Source organism: Pedococcus soli (genome assembly GCF_054782575.1).
Genome location: NZ_BAAGSF010000004.1, coordinates 215,551 through 231,152, shown reverse-complemented (window position 1 = coordinate 231,152; position 15,602 = coordinate 215,551). Strand labels below are relative to the sequence as shown.

General features: G+C 72.7%; 14 protein-coding genes. 11 read left to right on the top strand and 3 right to left on the bottom strand.

From position 1 onward, the window contains the following. The first annotated feature begins 39 nt into the window (after positions 1-39). From ftsH to ACYVKF_RS07090, 6 genes are read left to right on the top strand one after another with little or no spacing between them, the layout of a single operon-like run. Positions 40-2,136: an ATP-dependent zinc metalloprotease FtsH gene (gene ftsH, locus ACYVKF_RS07115; RefSeq protein WP_056915666.1), complete on the top strand. Its 2,097-nt coding sequence runs from the start codon at positions 40-42 to the stop codon at positions 2,134-2,136. Then, a complete protein-coding gene (gene folE, locus ACYVKF_RS07110) occupies positions 2,126-2,716 on the top strand; it encodes a GTP cyclohydrolase I FolE (protein WP_056915665.1) in 591 nt (196 codons plus the stop codon). Before ftsH ends, folE begins: the two co-directional genes overlap by 11 nt. Further along, positions 2,713-4,458, top strand: coding sequence for a phosphatidylglycerol lysyltransferase domain-containing protein (locus ACYVKF_RS07105; RefSeq protein WP_460965831.1), 1,746 nt, complete (start codon positions 2,713-2,715; stop codon positions 4,456-4,458). The genes folE and ACYVKF_RS07105 overlap by 4 nt, the downstream gene beginning before the upstream one ends. 44 nt (positions 4,459-4,502) lie before the next feature. Continuing rightward, on the top strand, positions 4,503-5,393 hold the full coding sequence (gene folP, locus ACYVKF_RS07100) for a dihydropteroate synthase (protein WP_460966902.1): 891 nt from the start codon (positions 4,503-4,505) through the stop codon (positions 5,391-5,393). 4 nt (positions 5,394-5,397) lie between these two features. Then, positions 5,398-6,282: a 2-amino-4-hydroxy-6-hydroxymethyldihydropteridine diphosphokinase gene (gene folK, locus ACYVKF_RS07095; protein WP_056915663.1), complete on the top strand. Its 885-nt coding sequence runs from the start codon at positions 5,398-5,400 to the stop codon at positions 6,280-6,282. After that, a complete protein-coding gene (locus tag ACYVKF_RS07090; RefSeq protein ID WP_460965829.1) occupies positions 6,279-6,749 on the top strand; it encodes a DUF3180 domain-containing protein in 471 nt (156 codons plus the stop codon). Before folK ends, ACYVKF_RS07090 begins: the two co-directional genes overlap by 4 nt. A 4-nt stretch (positions 6,750-6,753) precedes the next feature. Here ACYVKF_RS07090 and ACYVKF_RS07085 read toward each other — a convergent pair whose 3' ends face one another. Beyond that, positions 6,754-7,923 (bottom strand): NADH-quinone oxidoreductase subunit D, encoded by a 1,170-nt coding sequence (locus ACYVKF_RS07085; protein ID WP_056915662.1) that lies wholly within the window; start codon positions 7,921-7,923, stop codon positions 6,754-6,756. Positions 7,924-7,972: 49 nt separating this feature from the next. Beyond that, complete coding sequence (locus tag ACYVKF_RS07080; RefSeq protein ID WP_056920377.1) at positions 7,973-8,554, bottom strand: hypothetical protein; 582 nt, start codon at positions 8,552-8,554, stop codon at positions 7,973-7,975. A 96-nt stretch (positions 8,555-8,650) separates the two neighbouring features. On the opposite strand from ACYVKF_RS07080, the gene ACYVKF_RS07075 reads away from it, so the two are divergent. Then, positions 8,651-9,883 (top strand): cytochrome P450, encoded by a 1,233-nt coding sequence (locus ACYVKF_RS07075; RefSeq protein WP_460965826.1) that lies wholly within the window; start codon positions 8,651-8,653, stop codon positions 9,881-9,883. On the opposite strand, the gene ACYVKF_RS07070 is transcribed toward ACYVKF_RS07075, so the two are convergent. After that, on the bottom strand, positions 9,867-10,811 hold the full coding sequence (locus tag ACYVKF_RS07070) for an SAM-dependent methyltransferase (RefSeq protein WP_460965825.1): 945 nt from the start codon (positions 10,809-10,811) through the stop codon (positions 9,867-9,869). The two genes, ACYVKF_RS07075 and ACYVKF_RS07070, sit on opposite strands and share 17 nt — an antisense overlap. A 193-nt stretch (positions 10,812-11,004) precedes the next feature. Between ACYVKF_RS07070 and ACYVKF_RS07065 the strand changes: the two genes are divergently transcribed. Genes ACYVKF_RS07065 through nadC form a run of 4 tightly spaced genes read left to right on the top strand, consistent with a single transcriptional unit; the run spans position 11,005 to position 15,414 of the window. Beyond that, positions 11,005-11,901: a Rossmann-like and DUF2520 domain-containing protein gene (locus ACYVKF_RS07065; RefSeq protein ID WP_460965823.1), complete on the top strand. Its 897-nt coding sequence runs from the start codon at positions 11,005-11,007 to the stop codon at positions 11,899-11,901. After that, positions 11,902-12,873 (top strand): pantoate--beta-alanine ligase, encoded by a 972-nt coding sequence (gene panC / locus ACYVKF_RS07060; RefSeq protein ID WP_460965821.1) that lies wholly within the window; start codon positions 11,902-11,904, stop codon positions 12,871-12,873. After that, a complete protein-coding gene (locus ACYVKF_RS07055) occupies positions 12,863-14,542 on the top strand; it encodes an L-aspartate oxidase (RefSeq protein WP_460965819.1) in 1,680 nt (559 codons plus the stop codon). The genes panC and ACYVKF_RS07055 overlap by 11 nt, the downstream gene beginning before the upstream one ends. Further along, positions 14,539-15,414 (top strand): carboxylating nicotinate-nucleotide diphosphorylase, encoded by an 876-nt coding sequence (nadC, locus tag ACYVKF_RS07050; RefSeq protein WP_460965817.1) that lies wholly within the window; start codon positions 14,539-14,541, stop codon positions 15,412-15,414. The genes ACYVKF_RS07055 and nadC overlap by 4 nt, the downstream gene beginning before the upstream one ends. The last annotated feature ends 188 nt before the right edge of the window (positions 15,415-15,602 follow it).

Genomic DNA, 15,602 nt, shown 5'->3' with positions numbered 1-15,602 from the left:
TCGAGCAGGAGGCACGGGGCGGCCAGCCCCGCTACACACATGGATTTCAAGCGCATCCTTCGGGCCCCGTTGTTCTGGGTCGTCGCGGTCATCGCGATCACGCTGATGGTCATCTCCTTCGGCGACGCCGGTGGCTACACGCGGATCGACACGTCCGCGGCCCAGAAGCTCATCACCGAGGACAAGGTCCAGAAGGTCACGATCACGAACAACGAGATCGTCGACATCGACCTCAAGAGTGGTCAGACCTACTCCGACGGCAAGAACGTCAAGGACGCGACCAAGGTCCGCACGGAGTACGTCGAGGCGGCCGGTCCCAGCTTCGTCAAGCTCGTGGACGACAACCTGCCCCCCGGCGGCTTCAACCAGGACAACAAGGGCACCAACCCCTTCCTGGCCCTGCTCGGCTCGATCTTCCCGATCATCATCCTGCTCGGCCTGTTCTGGTTCCTCATGACCCAGATGCAGGGCGGCGGCTCCCGCGTCATGCAGTTCGGCAAGTCGAAGGCGAAGCTCGCGTCCAAGGACACCCCGAAGGTCACCTTCGCCGACGTGGCCGGTGCGGACGAGGCCGTCGAGGAGCTCCACGAGATCAAGGAGTTCCTGGCCGAGCCGTCGAAGTTCCTCGCCGTCGGCGCCAAGATCCCCAAGGGCGTCCTGCTCTACGGCCCTCCCGGTACCGGCAAGACCCTGCTCGCGCGCGCCGTCGCCGGTGAGGCCGGCGTCCCGTTCTACTCGATCTCGGGCTCGGACTTCGTCGAGATGTTCGTCGGTGTCGGTGCCTCCCGCGTCCGCGACCTGTTCGAGCAGGCCAAGGCGAACGCCCCGGCCATCGTGTTCGTCGACGAGATCGACGCCGTCGGTCGCCACCGTGGCGCAGGCCTCGGCGGCGGGCACGACGAGCGCGAGCAGACGCTCAACCAGCTCCTCGTCGAGATGGACGGCTTCGACGTCAAGACCAACGTCATCCTCATCGCCGCGACCAACCGCCCCGACATCCTCGACCCCGCGCTGCTGCGCCCGGGCCGGTTCGACCGCCAGATCGCGGTCGAGGCACCCGACATGATCGGTCGCCACCGCATCCTCGAGGTCCACTCGCAGGGCAAGCCGATGGCGACCGGCGTCGACCTCCTCGCCGTCGCCCGCCGCACCCCCGGCTTCACCGGCGCCGACCTCGCGAACGTGCTCAACGAGGCCGCCCTGCTCACCGCGCGCAGCGACGGCAAGCTCATCGACGACGCCGCCCTCGACGAGGCCATCGACCGCGTCATCGCGGGCCCGCAGAAGCGCACCCGGATCATGTCCGCCAAGGAGCGCAAGATCACGGCCTACCACGAGGGTGGCCACGCCCTGGTCGCCGCGGCGATGAACCACCTCGACCCGGTGACCAAGGTGACGATCCTGCCCCGCGGTCGGGCCCTCGGCTACACGATGGTCATGCCGACCGACGACAAGTACTCCACTACCCGCAACGAGATCCTCGACCAGCTGTCGTACGCCATGGGTGGCCGCGTCGCCGAGGAGGTCGTCTTCCACGACCCCACGACCGGCGCGTCCAACGACATCGAGAAGGCCACCGGCATGGCCCGCAAGATGGTCACCGAGTACGGCATGAGCGAGCGCATCGGCGCGATCAAGCTGGGCCAGAGCCAGGGCGAGGTCTTCCTCGGCCGCGACATGGGACACCAGCGCGACTACTCCGAGGAGATCGCGAGCATCGTCGACACCGAGGTGCGCAAGCTCATCGACGCGGCGCACGACGAGGCGTGGCACGTCATCAACGACAACCGCGACATCCTCGACCGGCTCGTGCTCGACCTGCTCGAGCACGAGACGCTCAACGCCAAGGAGCTCGCGGCGATCTTCGAGCCGATCCGCAAGCGCCCGCAGCGCCCGACCTGGCTGTCGAGCGAGACGCGCTTCCTGTCCGACCAGCCGCCGGTGCTCACCCCCGCCGAGATGGCCGCACAGAACGGCAGCGCGCACGCGCTGCAGGCCGCCGGCACCGACCGTCGCACGGCCGAGGCGATCGACAAGGCTGCGGAGGCCGGTGCGGTCAAGGCACCCGAGGAGCACCCGCCGACGCAGACCATCGAGCTCCCCGAGGGTGGCCAGGTCAACCCGAATGACCACTGAGGGGCGCTCGAGCGTGGACCAGCCCCGGGCCGAAGCAGCTGTCCGCGAGCTGCTGCTCGCGATCGGTGAGGACCCTGACCGGGACGGTCTGAAGGAGACCCCGGCACGCGTGGCCCGGGCCTACGGCGAGTTCTTCGCCGGGCTCGGGCTCGAAGCCGGGGAGGTGCTGTCGAAGACCTTCGAGATCGACCACGAAGAGATGATCCTCGTGCGCGACATCGAGGTCTACAGCATGTGCGAGCACCACCTGGTGCCGTTCCACGGGGTCGCCCACGTCGGCTACATCCCGGCCAAGGACGGTCGGGTCACCGGGCTGTCGAAGCTGGCCCGGCTGGTCGAGATGTTCGCCCGTCGCCCCCAGGTGCAGGAGCGCCTGACCACGCAGGTGGCCGATGCGCTCGTCGAGCACGTCGGGGCGCAGGGGGTCATCGTGGTCGTCGAGTGCGAGCACCTCTGCATGTCGATGCGCGGCATCCGCAAGCCGGGGTCGCGGACGATCACGTCCGCCGTGCGCGGGCAGCTGCGCGACCCGGCGACCCGCGCCGAGGCGATGGCCCTCCTCCTCGGGGGCAAGCGGTGACCGGACGCGAACCCTCGCGCTCCACGCTCTCGACCCTCTCCACCAAGATCCCGTCGAGGCTGCCGGCGGTCCTGACCGGCCGCACGGTCCCCCGGATCCTGGGCAACCTCACCTACCTCGTCGGGGTGATCGACCTCGCGACGGGGTTGCGGCACGCGTGGCGCCACCGGCTCCAGGACCTCACCGAAGTCCTCCCCGGCGCCCTGTCGGACGCCGCGGCTGCCGCGACCGTCGTCTCGGGCATCTTCCTGCTCGTCCTCGGGCACTCGCTCAAGCGGCGCAAGCGTCGGGCCTGGCGTGCCGCGGTCGTGCTGCTGGCCCTGTCGATCGCGCTGCACGGCCTCAAGACCGAGCCCGTCGCCGCCCTGGTGGCAGTCGTCGGGCTGGTCCTGCTCTGGGTCCACCGCGACGAGTTCGAGGCCCTCGGCGACCCCGGCACGAGGTGGCGCGCCGTGCGCGCGTTCGGTGTGCTCCTGAGCATCTCCGTAGTCGCGGGGACGCTGGTCCTGTGGCTCAACCGGCACGAGCTCGCCGGCGGGTTCCCCGGCCTCGGCGAGCTCGCCCGCGAGCTCCTGTACGGCTTCGTCGGCGCCGACGGCCCGGTGCACTTCCTGCGTGACCGCACGGCCGACGTGGTGGGCGCGCTGCTGCTCGGACTCGGGCTGATGACCATGCTCACGCCCGTCTACCTCGCCCTGCGCCCGCCCGAGCCGCGCCCCGAGCTCACGGACGACGACGAGGCACGCCTGCGTGTCCTGATGGCTCGCCACGGTGACTCGCTGGCCTACTTCAACACCCGGCGCGACAAGAGCGTGGTGTGGTCCGAGTCCGGCAAGGCGGCCATCGCCTACCGGGTCGTGTCGGGCGTGATGCTCGCGAGCGGTGACCCGATCGGCGACCCCGAGGCCTGGCCGGGAGCCATCGCGGCGTTCGTCGCCAAGGCCCGCGACCACGCGTGGACGCCGGCGGTGCTCGGCTGCTCGGAGCGGGCCGGCACCACCTGGGTGCGTGAGACCGGCATGTCCGCGATCGAGCTCGGTGACGAGGCGGTCGTGGACACGACGACGTTCAGCCTCGAGGGTCGGCCGATGCGCAACGTGCGCCAGATGGTCGGCCGGATCGCCCGGGCCGGGTACTCCGTCGAGATCACCCGCGTGCGCGACATCCAGCCCGGCCTGCGCGAGCTGGCCATGGCCGACGCCGCGGCCTGGCGCTCCACCGACACCGAGCGCGGGTTCTCCATGGCCCTCGGGCGGTTGCTCGACGAGTCCGACCCCGACTGCGTGTTCGTGGCGGCGCGGCAGGACGGGGTCGTCCGGGCGTTCCTGCAGTTCGTGCCCTGGGGTGCCGACGGCATGTCGCTCGACGTGATGCGGCGTGACAGCTCCGCCGAGGGTGGCGTCAACGAGCTGATGATCGTCGAGGCGCTCAAGGCGGCTCCCGGCCTCGGGGTGCACCGGGTCTCCCTCAACTTCGCCGCCTTCCGCTCGGCGCTGGAGCGCGGTGAGAAGCTCGGTGCGGGTCCGGTCCTGCGGGCCTGGCGCTCGCTGCTGCTGTTCGCGTCGCGCTGGCTGCAGATCGAGAGCCTCTACCGCTTCAACGCCAAGTTCCAGCCGGACTGGCAACCACGGTTCCTCCTGTATCCCGCCGGGTCGGACCTCCCGCGCGTCGGCCTCGCGGCGCTCGAGGCCGAGGCCTTCCTCACCTGGCCGAAGCTCGGCCGGATCGGTGGGCGGCTGTGAGCCCCTCCTGGCCGCTCCGTCGGGCGGACGGGCTCCCGGTGGTCATGGGCGTCGTCAACGTCACGCCGGACTCGTTCAGCGACGGTGGTGAGTGGTTCGAGCCGTCCGCGGCGATCGCCCACGGTCGCGAGCTGCTCGCCCAGGGGGCGGACGTCCTCGACGTGGGCGGCGAGTCGACCCGCCCCGGGGCGCAGCGGCCCTCGGTCGAGGAGGAGCTGCGCCGGGTGCTGCCGGTGATCGAGGCCCTCGCCGGCGAGGGCGCCGCGCTGTCGGTCGACACGATGCGGGCGGCGGTGGCCGCCCAGGCACTGCGAGCCGGAGCGGCCATCGTCAACGACGTCAGCGGCGGCCTGGCCGACGAGGAGATGGCCGGGGTCGTCGCGCAGTCGGGTGCCCCGTTCGTCGTCATGCACTGGCGTGGCCACAGCGCCGCCATGCAGTCTCGAGCGGTCTACGACGACGTCGTCGCGGACGTCTGTGCCGAGCTGACGGCCCGGGCGCGGGACCTGACGGCGGCCGGGATCGAGGCCGACCACCTCGTGCTCGACCCGGGGTTCGGGTTCGCCAAGCTCGCCCACCACAACTGGACCCTCCTGCGGCACCTCGACCGCGTCGTCGACCTCGGCCACCCCGTCCTCGTCGGCACCTCCCGCAAGACCTTCCTCGGACGCCTCGGCGTGCCCGACGGCGAACCCCCGCGCCCGCCGGCGCAGCGGGACGCGGCGACGGCGGCCACCTCGGTCCACGCCGCGCGGCTCGGGGCGTGGGGAGTCCGTGTGCACCACGTGCCCACGACCCTGGACGCCCTGCTCGCGACCGCGGCCATCGACCGCGCCCCCGACGCGGCCATCGACCGCGCCCCCGACACTGGCAACGACCACGCCCCCGGCGCGGGCATCCCGACCGCTGCCACCAGCACCACCGACGGAGGGTGACACCATGCCCGACCAGATCGTCCTGAAGGGGATCTCCGCCCACGGGCACCACGGCGTCCTCGACTTCGAGAAGCGCGACGGCCAGACCTTCGTCGTCGACGTCACCATGCAGGTCGACCTCGGCCCGGCCGGCTCGAGCGACGACCTGGCCGACACGGTCAACTACGCCGAGGTCGCCGGTGACGTCGTCGCCCTGATCCAGGGCGAGCCGCTCGACCTCATCGAGGCGCTCGCGGCCCGGATCGCCGACAAGGTGCTCACGCGCCCCCTCGTCGAGGCAGTCGAGGTCGTCGTGCACAAGCCGCAGGCACCCGTGGGCCACCCGTTCACCGACGTGCAGGTGCGCGTCTCGCGGGAGCGGCAGGCGCTCGTGGTCATCGCGCTGGGCTCCAACGTCGGCAGCTCGGTCGAGACCCTGCACGACGCGACCGTGGAGCTCTACGGCCTCATCGACATCACCGAGGTCTCGCCCGTGGTGGAGACCGACCCGGTCGGCGGACCCGACCAGCCGGTCTACCTCAACGCCGTCGTGACCGGCACGACCCACCTCGCGCCCTCGTCGCTGCTCGCCGGACTGCACGAGATCGAGCTGTCGCACGGCCGCACGCGCGAGGTCCGCTGGGGTCCGCGCACCCTCGACCTCGACCTCGTCCAGTACGGCGACCCGGTCTTCGACACCGACGTCGTCATGGACACCACGAGCCTGACCCTGCCCCACCCGCGAGCCCACGAACGTGCGTTCGTCCTCGTCCCGTGGCTGCAGGTCGAGCCGGAAGCCGTTCTGCGAGTCGACGGTTCGGTCCGCCGCGTCGCTGACCTCGTCGCGGGACTCGACACGTCGGGCGTGCGTCCCGGCCCGGACGTGGACCTGCTGGAGGGGCCGTGGTGAACGAGGGCCTCGGCCTGCGCTGGCCCCAGCTCGTCGCCACGGCCGTCGTCGTCGGCGCCGTGTCGTGGATCGGGTGGCGCATCTACCTCAGCACCGGGGCGCTCCTCGGACCGGCGTCGTGGATCTCCTCGGTGCTGCTCGTCGTCATGGCCGTGCTCGTCATCGGTGCCGGTCTCCCGGTGCGCCGGTTCCTGCGCGGCGAGGCGACCAAGCCGCTCAGCCCGATCCGTGCCGCCCGCACCCTGGTCCTCGCGCAGGCCGCCGCCCTCACGGGGTCCGGCGTGGTCGGCTGGTATGCCGCGCAGGTGGCCCACGCGCTCGCCGAGATCTCCCTGCCCGGCTACCGCGAGCTGCTCTGGCGCCTCGTGGCGCTCTGCCTGTCGGCAGCCGTGCTGGCGGTCGCCGGCATGGTGACCCAGCGGATGTGCCGCGTGGACCCGCCCGACCGCGGCGAGGACGACGCCTGAGCGGCTACTTGTCGACGTCGCCGACGACGAAGAACATCGAGCCCAGGATCGCCACCATGTCGGCGATGAGGTTGCCGGGGAGGACCTCGGCCAGCACGGCGACGTTGTTGAAGGATGCCGACCGCAGCTTGAGCCGCCACGGCGTCTTCTCGCCACGGGACACGAGGTAGTAGCCGTTGAAGCCGAGCGGGTTCTCGGTCGCGGTGTAGAGGTCGCCCTCGGGGACCTTGAGCACCTTGGGCAGCTTGACGTTGACCGGGCCGCGCGGCAGCGAGCCGAGCCGGTCGAGGCAGGCCTCGGCGAGGTCGAGGCTGACGTGGACCTGTTCCAGCAGCACCTCGAGGCGGGCCAGGCAGTCGCCGGCCGACCTCGTCACGACGCGTCCGGGGCCGCCGTCGGCGAACAGCTCGGCGTACGCCAGGTACGGCTCGTCACGGCGCAGGTCCATGTCGACCCCTGACGCGCGCGCGATCGGGCCCGAGACGCCATACGCGGCAATGGTCTCCGGCGTGAGCACCCCCACGCCCTTCGTGCGGGCCTCGAGGATCTCGTTGCCGACGATGAGCGACTCGAGGTCGGGCACCCGTGCGCGGACCGCAGCGACCGCGTGCGCGACGCGGCCGAGCCACCCGGCGGGCAGGTCCTCCTTGAGGCCGCCGACGCGGTTGAACATGTAGTGCATCCGGCCGCCCGACGCCTCCTCCATCACGGCCTGGAGCTCCTCGCGCTCGCGGAACGCGTAGAAGATCGGCGTGATCGCCCCGAGCTCGAGGGGGTAGGAGCCGAGGAACATCAGGTGGTTGAGCACCCGGTTCAGCTCGGCCAGCAGGGTGCGCGCCCACACGGCCCGCTCCGGCACCTCCATGCCGAGCATCCGCTCGACCCCGAGCACCACGCCGAGCTCGGAGGAGAACGCCGAGAGCCAGTCGTGCCGGTTCGCCAGCACCACGATCTGGCGGTAGTCACGCACCTCGAACAGCTTCTCGGCCCCGCGGTGCATGTAGCCGACGATGGGTTCGGCCGAGACGATCCGCTCGCCGTCGACCACGATCCGCAGCCGCAGCACCCCGTGCGTGGCCGGGTGCTGGGGCCCGATGTTGAGGACCATGTCGGCGGACGCGAGGCCGCCCGCGCCGAGGCCGACGGTGAGCTCGCGGCCTCCCGTGGTGGTCATGCCGGTCAGTCTGCCGTATGCCGCGGTGCGGGCCCGGAGCAAGGGCGGCTCAGCCCGGGCAGCCGGCGATGTTGTCGGCGGTGGTCAGCCGGCCCCGGTCGTCGAGGCCGACGACGACGGTGTCCTCCCGGTCGCCGAGGCCGGCGAGCTCCTGGATCGTCGCCGACCGGGTCTGCAGCGGCTGGTCGGCCGCGACGCAGTGGTGGTAGAGGATCCGGGCGTTCGCGGCGAGCGGGATCGTGAACGTGATCGTGTCGTTCTGGTTCGTGTAGGGGGGCTTGCCCTTGAACCACCGCTCGGGCACGCCGCTCCGGGCGAGCTTCGCGTCGTCCAGCTTCTTCCACGTGTAGCGGTCGAGCTCGATCACCGTCGCGCCGGCGACCTTGGCCACCTTGGTGATGCGCCCGTAGTCGAAGGCGCGGCCCTGCACGTCGCTGGTCGGCGCCGCAGGTCTGGAGGGGCTGCTCGAGCTCGACGAGGAACCGCTGGCGGTCACGGTCGGGGTGACCGTGACGGTCACCGGGCTTCCGGGCGTGCCGCCGCCGCAGCCCGACAGGGCAAGGGCGGCAAGGGCGGTGGCGCAGGCCGCGTGGCGGGCGTTCGGGCGCAGGGGGAGTCGCTGGTGCTTCATGGGGACAGGGGGGTCCTTTCGACGGTCAGCAACGAACCAGTGTGCCCGCGTGGGCAGCACCTGACAAAACCCGTGGCCCTGCGGCAGGCTGCTCAGGTGCCCCCCGAGAGCCCCGCCACCGCGTCCCGGACCGCCCCTGACGGCGTCGACGCCGCCGACCTGCTCGACCTCACCGATCCGGCGGTCGTCGCCGACCCGTACCCCCACCTGGCGGCTCTGCGCGCCGCCTCGCCGCTGGCCTGGCACAGCGGCATGGGCGTCTGGCTCGCGACCGGTCACGCCGAGGCGGGCGCGGTGCTGCGGGACCGTCGGCTCGGGCGCGTCTTCGGCCCGCGGACACCCGACGCCGACTGGGACACGTTCAACTGGCTGCACGCCGACTCCATCCTCGACAGCGAACCCCCCAAGCACACCCGGCTGCGCCGCCTGGTCGCCGGCGCGTTCGGGCGCGGCCACGTGCAGCGCCTCGCCCCGCGGATCGAGGAGCTGGCGGCCGGGCTGCTCGCGGACCTGCCCGACGGCGGGTTCGACGTGCTCGAGGGGTATGCCGAGCCGTTGCCAGTCCTCGTCATCGCCGAGCTGCTCGGGGTGCCGGAGTCCGAGCGCGAGCACCTGCGCCCGTGGAGCCAGGCCATCGTCAAGATGTACGAGGTCGACCGGACCCCCGAGCACGAGGCGCAGGCGAGGGCGGCGAGCGCCGAGTTCGCGGCATACGTGGAGGACCTCGCGGCCCACCGGGCGAAGGCGCCGGGGGAGGACCTCCTGAGCGACCTCGTCCAGGCCCGTGACGGGAGCGACCGGTTGTCGGCCCACGAGCTCGTTGCGACGGCTGTCCTGCTGCTGAACGCCGGTCACGAGGCGAGCGTCAACGGGTTCGGCAACGGCCTGCACTCGTGGCTGACGGCGCCGGACCGCCCGCAGGTCGACGTCACCGACGACGCGGCCCGCGCGCGACTGGTGGAGGAGTTCCTGCGCCACGACAGCCCGTTGCACCTGTTCGAGCGCACCGCCAAGGAGCCGGCCGACGTCGGCGGGGTCCACCTCGAACCCGGTGACAAGGTGGCTGCGCTGCTGGGTGCGGCGAACCGCGATCCCCAGGTCTTCGCCGACCCCGACCGGTTCGACCCGACCCGCGACCCGAACCCGCACCTGGCCTTCGGCGCCGGCATCCACTTCTGCATCGGGGCGCCGCTGGCGCGGCTGGAGCTGGAGATCTCGTTGCGGACGCTGCTCGCACGGTTCCCCGACCTGGAGGTGGTCGACGTCGAGCGCCGGCCGACGTTCGTGCTGCGCGGGTTCGAGCGGTTGGTGGTCAGCCCACGCGCTTGACGGCCCACAGGAAGTCGCCGAAGCCCCCGGGCGCGGTGAGGGCCGCGGATGCCGTCGAGCACTCGAGGGCGCTCAGGTAGGCCTGCGGGTCCTCGGCGGCGAGGGCGAAGGGCGGGTTGGCCCCGTCGACGCCGAGCCCCCGCAGGGCGGTGCGCTGGTCGAGCAGCTCGTCGTGGTCGAGGGTGTCCATCGCGACGTGGGCGGTGAGGTCGCACGTCCCGTCCGGGACCGGGTCCACCGCCCGCCCCTGCCGGTATGCCGCGAGCGTGCCCTGCAGCGGCCGTGACCCACCGCGGTGCCCGTAGTCCACCGCCACCGCCAGACCGCTGTGGATGCGGTCGAGCAGGGCGGTCCACGCCTCGTCACGGCTGAGCCCCACCTCGACGCGGTCGCCGGGTGCCTCGGTGGGCCAGTGGGCCGTGGCCCAGGCCAGCTCGGCGCCGTCGAGGGGCTGCCCGAGCGTCTCGGTCCCGGTGCCGGGTTCGACCTCCAGGGTGCGGAGCACCCCCTCGGCGTCGACCTCGCCGACGGTGCACGGGACGACGTCGAGCCACTCGTGGGCGAGGACGAGGGCGCCTGAGAGCTGGTGCAGGCCGGCGGGGAGGTCACGCCCACCGGGGGAGCTGACCCACTCGACCGGTGCCGACAGCGAGGCGGGTCGCTCGACCACGTCGACGCCGGTGAGGCGCAGGGTGGGATCCGCGACGTGGAGCTGCTCCAGCAGCTCGCCACGCCCGGCGCCGACGTCGACCACGTGGGTCAGACCCTGCTCACGGGCGAGGAGGGCCAGGGCTCCTGCGAGGACGGCGCCGGCCGTGCCGTGGGTGGCCGTCGTGAAGTGACCGCGCGGCCCCCGCTCGTCACGGTAGAACCCCCGCGGTCCGTACAGCGCGTCCTGCCACGCGTCGCGCCACTGCACCCCTGCCATTCGGCACACGCTATCGAGGTCGGGGCGAGCCGCGGGTCCGTCAGAAGGACGGTCTGTCACCCGTCACGTCCGGCTCCGCCGAGGGCCTTCACCCGTGGGGACCCCACGAGCCGTCCACCCTGCCACCGCCCCACCACCACCCGGTCGCGCGGGCGCCGCATGGGGTGGGGCTCGGCGGGGGTAGCGTGCTCGCGTGAGTTCGGCCGACGAGCGTCCAGCACGGCTGGCCGTCGGCGTGGTCGGGACCGGCCGCGTCGGCGCCGTCCTCGGTGCTGCGCTGCGCCGGGCCGGGCACAAGGTCGTGGCGGCCTCGGGCGTGAGCGAGGCCTCCCGCCACCGCGCGCAGGAGCTGCTCCCCGGCATACCGGTCCTCCCGGTGGAGGACGTGGTGGCGCGGGCCGAGCTCGTCCTGATCGCGGTGCCCGACGACGCGCTCGCCGACCTCGTGGCCGGGCTGGCGAGCACCCGCACCTGGCAGGCGGGTCAGCTCGTCGTGCACACGTCGGGGCGGCACGGGCTCGAGGTGTTCGAGCCCGCGCTCGGCCAGCACGTCCTCGGGCTCGCGCTGCACCCCGCGATGACGTTCACGGGCACCGCCCTCGACCTCGACCGGCTGGTGGACTGCTGCTTCGGGGTGACCGCCCCCGAACCCCTGCGAGCCGTCGCCGAGGCCCTCGTCCTCGAGATCGGGTCAGAACCCGTCTGGGTCGAGCAGGAGATGCGTCCGCTCTACCACGCAGCCCTGGCGCACGGCGCGAACCACCTCGTCACCCTCATCGCCCAGTCCCTGCAGGCGCTCGCTGCGGCCGGCGTGGAGACGCCCTCCAGGGTCCTCGGGCCCCTCGTCGCGGCGGCCCTCGACAACTCACTGCGCGCGGGTGACGCTGCCCTCACCGGACCGGTCGCGCGCGGCGATGCCGGTACCGTTGCCGAGCACCTGCGACAGCTGCAGGGGCTCACCCCCGACATCCGGCCGACGTACGTGGCGCTGGCGCGGGCCACGGCGGAGCGGGCCCTGGCCAGCGGACGGTTGCGACCGCAGGCCGCCGAGCCACTGCTGGACATCCTCGCGAGCGATCAGGAGCAATGAGTGAGTGACCCCCGCCCCGTCGGCACCGTCGACGGCCCCGTCGTCGCCCGCACCCGCGCGGAGCTGCGGACCGCCCGCGCGCGCCTCACCGGTGGCGACGTCGCCGTCGTGATGACCATGGGAGCCCTGCACGAGGGGCACGCGACGCTGATCGAGACGGCCCGCCGCAAGGCCGCCCACGTCGTCGTCACGATCTTCCTCAACCCGCTGCAGTTCGGGCCGCGCGAGGACCTGTCCCGCTACCCGCGCACCTTCGACTCCGACATGGAGATCTGCCGCAAGGCCGGAGTCGACGTGGTCTTCGCCCCGACCCCGGACGTGATCTACCAGGACGGCGACCCGGGCGTCCGCATCTCCGCCGGTCCGCTCGGCAACGTCCTCGAGGGCCAGGCCCGACCCGGTCACTTCGACGGGATGCTCACGGTCGTCGCGAAGCTGTTCCACCTCACCGGTGCCGACAGCGCCTACTTCGGCCAGAAGGACGCCCAGCAGCTCCTCCTCATCCGCCGTATGGTGCGCGACCTCGACTTCCCGGTCGACGTGGTCTCCGTGCCGACCGTCCGCGAGTCCGACGGCCTGGCGATGAGCAGCCGCAACACCTACCTCACCGACTCCGACCGCGAGGTCGCGCTGTGCCTGTCCCGGGCCCTGGAGGCCGGAGCTGCCGCCGCGGCCGAGGGCCCGTCGGCGATCCGGCGAGCAGCCCGGTCGGTGCTCGTGCGCGAACCCCTGGCCCTCGTGGACTACCTCGTCCTCGTCCACCCCTACACGCTCGAGGACGTGCCCGAGTGGTACCGCGGTGAGGCGCTGCTCGCGGTCGCCGGACGCGTCGGCACGACCCGGCTGATCGACAACCTGCCGGTGCTCGTGGGACCCGGTGGGCGGGCCCTCGAGGTGTTCTCCGACGTCGACACCGCGACGCCCGCCGTCCCTGCGACGCCGTCCGTGACGGGTCGCCCGGATGGCGACTGAGCTGACGGTCCCGCGCTGGCTCGTGGCGGGGGAGCCCGGCTGGACCGCCTCGGCTGACGTCATCGTCGTCGGCTCGGGCATCGCCGGCCTCACCACGGCCCTGCGGCTGCGCCAGCGGGTCGACCGCGTGCTGCTCGTGACCAAGACGGTGCTGAACGAGGGGTCGACCCAGTGGGCCCAGGGCGGCATCGCCGCGGCCCTCGACCCCGCCGACTCCCCGGAGGAGCACCTGCACGACACCCTCGTCGCGGGCTGCGGCGTCTGCGACGTCCCGGCCGTGACCGCCCTCGTCAACGAGGGACCTGAGCGGGTGCGAGAGCTCGTGGCGCTCGGCGCCGAGTTCGACCTCGACGACGAGGGCGAGCTCAAGCTGACCCGCGAGGGCGGCCACCACCGCGACCGCATCGCCCACGCCGGCGGCGACGCCACCGGCAAGGAGATCTCCCGGGCCCTCATCGCGGCCCTGCACGCGGTGCAGGACGACCCGGGCATCGAGGTCATCGAGCACGCCCTCGTGGTCGACCTCCTCCAGGACGCGCGGGACCGAGTCTGCGGAGTCACCCTGCACGTCATCGGCGAGGGCCAGATGGACGGCGTCGGGGCAGCCCTGGCGCGCGCGGTCGTCCTCGCGACCGGCGGCCTCGGGCAGGTCTACTCCGCCACGACCAACCCCTCCGTCGCCACGGGCGACGGGCTGGGAGCGGCCCTGCGCGCCGGAGCCGTCCTGGCGGACGTCGAGTTCGTGCAGTTCCACCCGACCGTGCTCTGGCTCGGCGAGGGGTCCAGCGGTCAGCAGCCGCTGATCTCCGAGGCGGTGCGCGGAGAGGGTGCGTTCCTCGTGGACCGGGACGGCGTGCGGTTCATGCAGGGCCGGCACCCGCTGGCCGACCTCGCACCGCGCGACGTCGTCTCGCGCGCGATCGTCGACCGGATGCACCAGACCGGCGACAACCACGTCTTCCTCGACGCCCGCCACCTCGGTCGTGAGTTCCTCGAGGCGCGGTTCCCGTCGATCGTGGCCCGCTGTCGCGAGCTCGGGTTCGATCCCGTGACCGACCTCCTCCCGGTGGCTCCCGCCCAGCACTACGCCAGTGGCGGCGTGCGCACCGACCTCGTCGGACGCACCTCCCTCGACGGCCTCTACGCCTGTGGCGAGGTCTCCTGCACCGGTGTCCACGGCGCCAACCGGCTCGCCTCCAACTCGCTGCTCGAGGGCCTGGTCTTCGCCCACCGCATCGCCGACGACATCAGCGCCCGGCTCGCCGAGGGCCAGCTGCCGCAGGTGGACCCGGTCCGCCCGACCGCCGACACGGCACTGCTCGACGCCTCGGCCCGGGTGCAGGTGCAGGCCACCATGACGACCGGGTCCGGCGCGGTCCGTTCGGCCGACTCGCTGGCCGCCGCGGCCGCCGCGCTCGTCGAGCTCGCCGCCGCCGCGACCTCGGGCGAACCCGGACCGCTGTCGTGGGAGACGACCAACCTCCTGCACGTCGGACAGGTGCTGACCCTGGCAGCGGCCCTGCGCGAGGAGACCCGCGGGGGCCACGTCCGCTCCGACTTCCCCGAGCAGGTCGACCCGTCGTGGCGCGGTCACACCCAGCTCGTCCGTGGCGTCGACGGTGCCGTCACGACGACGTTCGTCCCCGTCCCCGAACAGGACCTGGCATGACCGACCTGCAGTTCCCGAAGACCGACGCCCTCGAGGTGGTCCGCGTCGCGCTCGACGAGGACCTCGGCGGCCCCGACGGGGTCGACGTCACCACGTCGGCGACGATCCCCCCGGACCAGGTGAGCACCGCCCACGTGGTGGCGCGCGCGGCGGGGGTGCTCGGCGGCATACCGGTCGTCCCGCTGGTCTTCGACGAGGTCGCGCGACGCCTCGGGGCCGCGCCGGTCCACGTCGAGGTCCTGCGCGCCGACGGTGACCGGCTCGTCCGCGGCGACGTCGTCGCGACGGTCGAGGGCTCCACGCAGGTCGTCCTCGTCGGCGAACGCACCATGCTCAACATCGTCTGCCGGCTGTCCGGCATCGCCACGCACACGCGCCAGTGGGCCGAGGAGCTCGAGGGCACCGGGGCGACCGTCCTCGACACCCGCAAGACCACGCCCGGGCTGCGCGCGCTCGAGAAGTACGCCGTGCGAGCCGGCGGCGGCACCAACAAGCGGATGGGCCTGCACGACGTGGCCATGATCAAGGACAACCACAAGCTCGCGGCCGGTTCCCTCGCCAAGGCGTATGCCGCGGTGCGGGCCCGCTACCCCGACGTGCCGGTCCAAGTGGAGGTCACCACCACGGCCGAGGCGCTCGAGTCGGTGGGGGTCGGGGCGCGGTTCCTGCTGTGCGACAACATGTCCGTCGACCTGCTGCGCGAGACGGTCGAGGCGGTGCGCGCGACCGGCGAGGACGTCGAGCTCGAGGCGACCGGCGGCCTGACGCTCGACGTGGCGCGCGAGTACGCCCTGACCGGGGTCGACTACCTCAGCGTCGGTGGGCTCACCCACTCCTCGCCGATCCTCGACCTCGCCCTCGACCTCGTCTGACCCAGGCCGTCGTCGTCGCCGGTCCCGCCGGTGGCCCGTTACCCGTGCCGCGTTGCCCGTGCCCCCGTGCCTGTGCCCCGTTGCCCGCGCGAAGCGGGTGTCGTTCGGTGAACCGGCACTTATTTCCCATGGTTTCCCCGAAGGACACCCGCTTTGCGGGGAAGCGGGGCGGACGCCGGGCGGGGTGC

What these genes read in the sequence shown, in the direction of transcription:
- folP (WP_460966902.1), top strand. Translation starts at nt 4,503, where the DNA reads ATGGGCGTCGTCAACGTCACGCCGGACTCGTTCAGCGACGGTGGTGAG.
- ACYVKF_RS07055 (WP_460965819.1), top strand. Translation starts at nt 12,863, where the DNA reads ATGGCGACTGAGCTGACGGTCCCGCGCTGGCTCGTGGCGGGGGAGCCC.
- ftsH (WP_056915666.1), top strand. Translation starts at nt 40, where the DNA reads ATGGATTTCAAGCGCATCCTTCGGGCCCCGTTGTTCTGGGTCGTCGCG.
- ACYVKF_RS07080 (WP_056920377.1), bottom strand. Translation starts at nt 8,554, where the DNA reads ATGAAGCACCAGCGACTCCCCCTGCGCCCGAACGCCCGCCACGCGGCC.
- nadC (WP_460965817.1), top strand. Translation starts at nt 14,539, where the DNA reads ATGACCGACCTGCAGTTCCCGAAGACCGACGCCCTCGAGGTGGTCCGC.
- folE (WP_056915665.1), top strand. Translation starts at nt 2,126, where the DNA reads ATGACCACTGAGGGGCGCTCGAGCGTGGACCAGCCCCGGGCCGAAGCA.
- ACYVKF_RS07085 (WP_056915662.1), bottom strand. Translation starts at nt 7,923, where the DNA reads ATGACCACCACGGGAGGCCGCGAGCTCACCGTCGGCCTCGGCGCGGGC.
- folK (WP_056915663.1), top strand. Translation starts at nt 5,398, where the DNA reads ATGCCCGACCAGATCGTCCTGAAGGGGATCTCCGCCCACGGGCACCAC.
- ACYVKF_RS07070 (WP_460965825.1), bottom strand. Translation starts at nt 10,811, where the DNA reads ATGGCAGGGGTGCAGTGGCGCGACGCGTGGCAGGACGCGCTGTACGGA.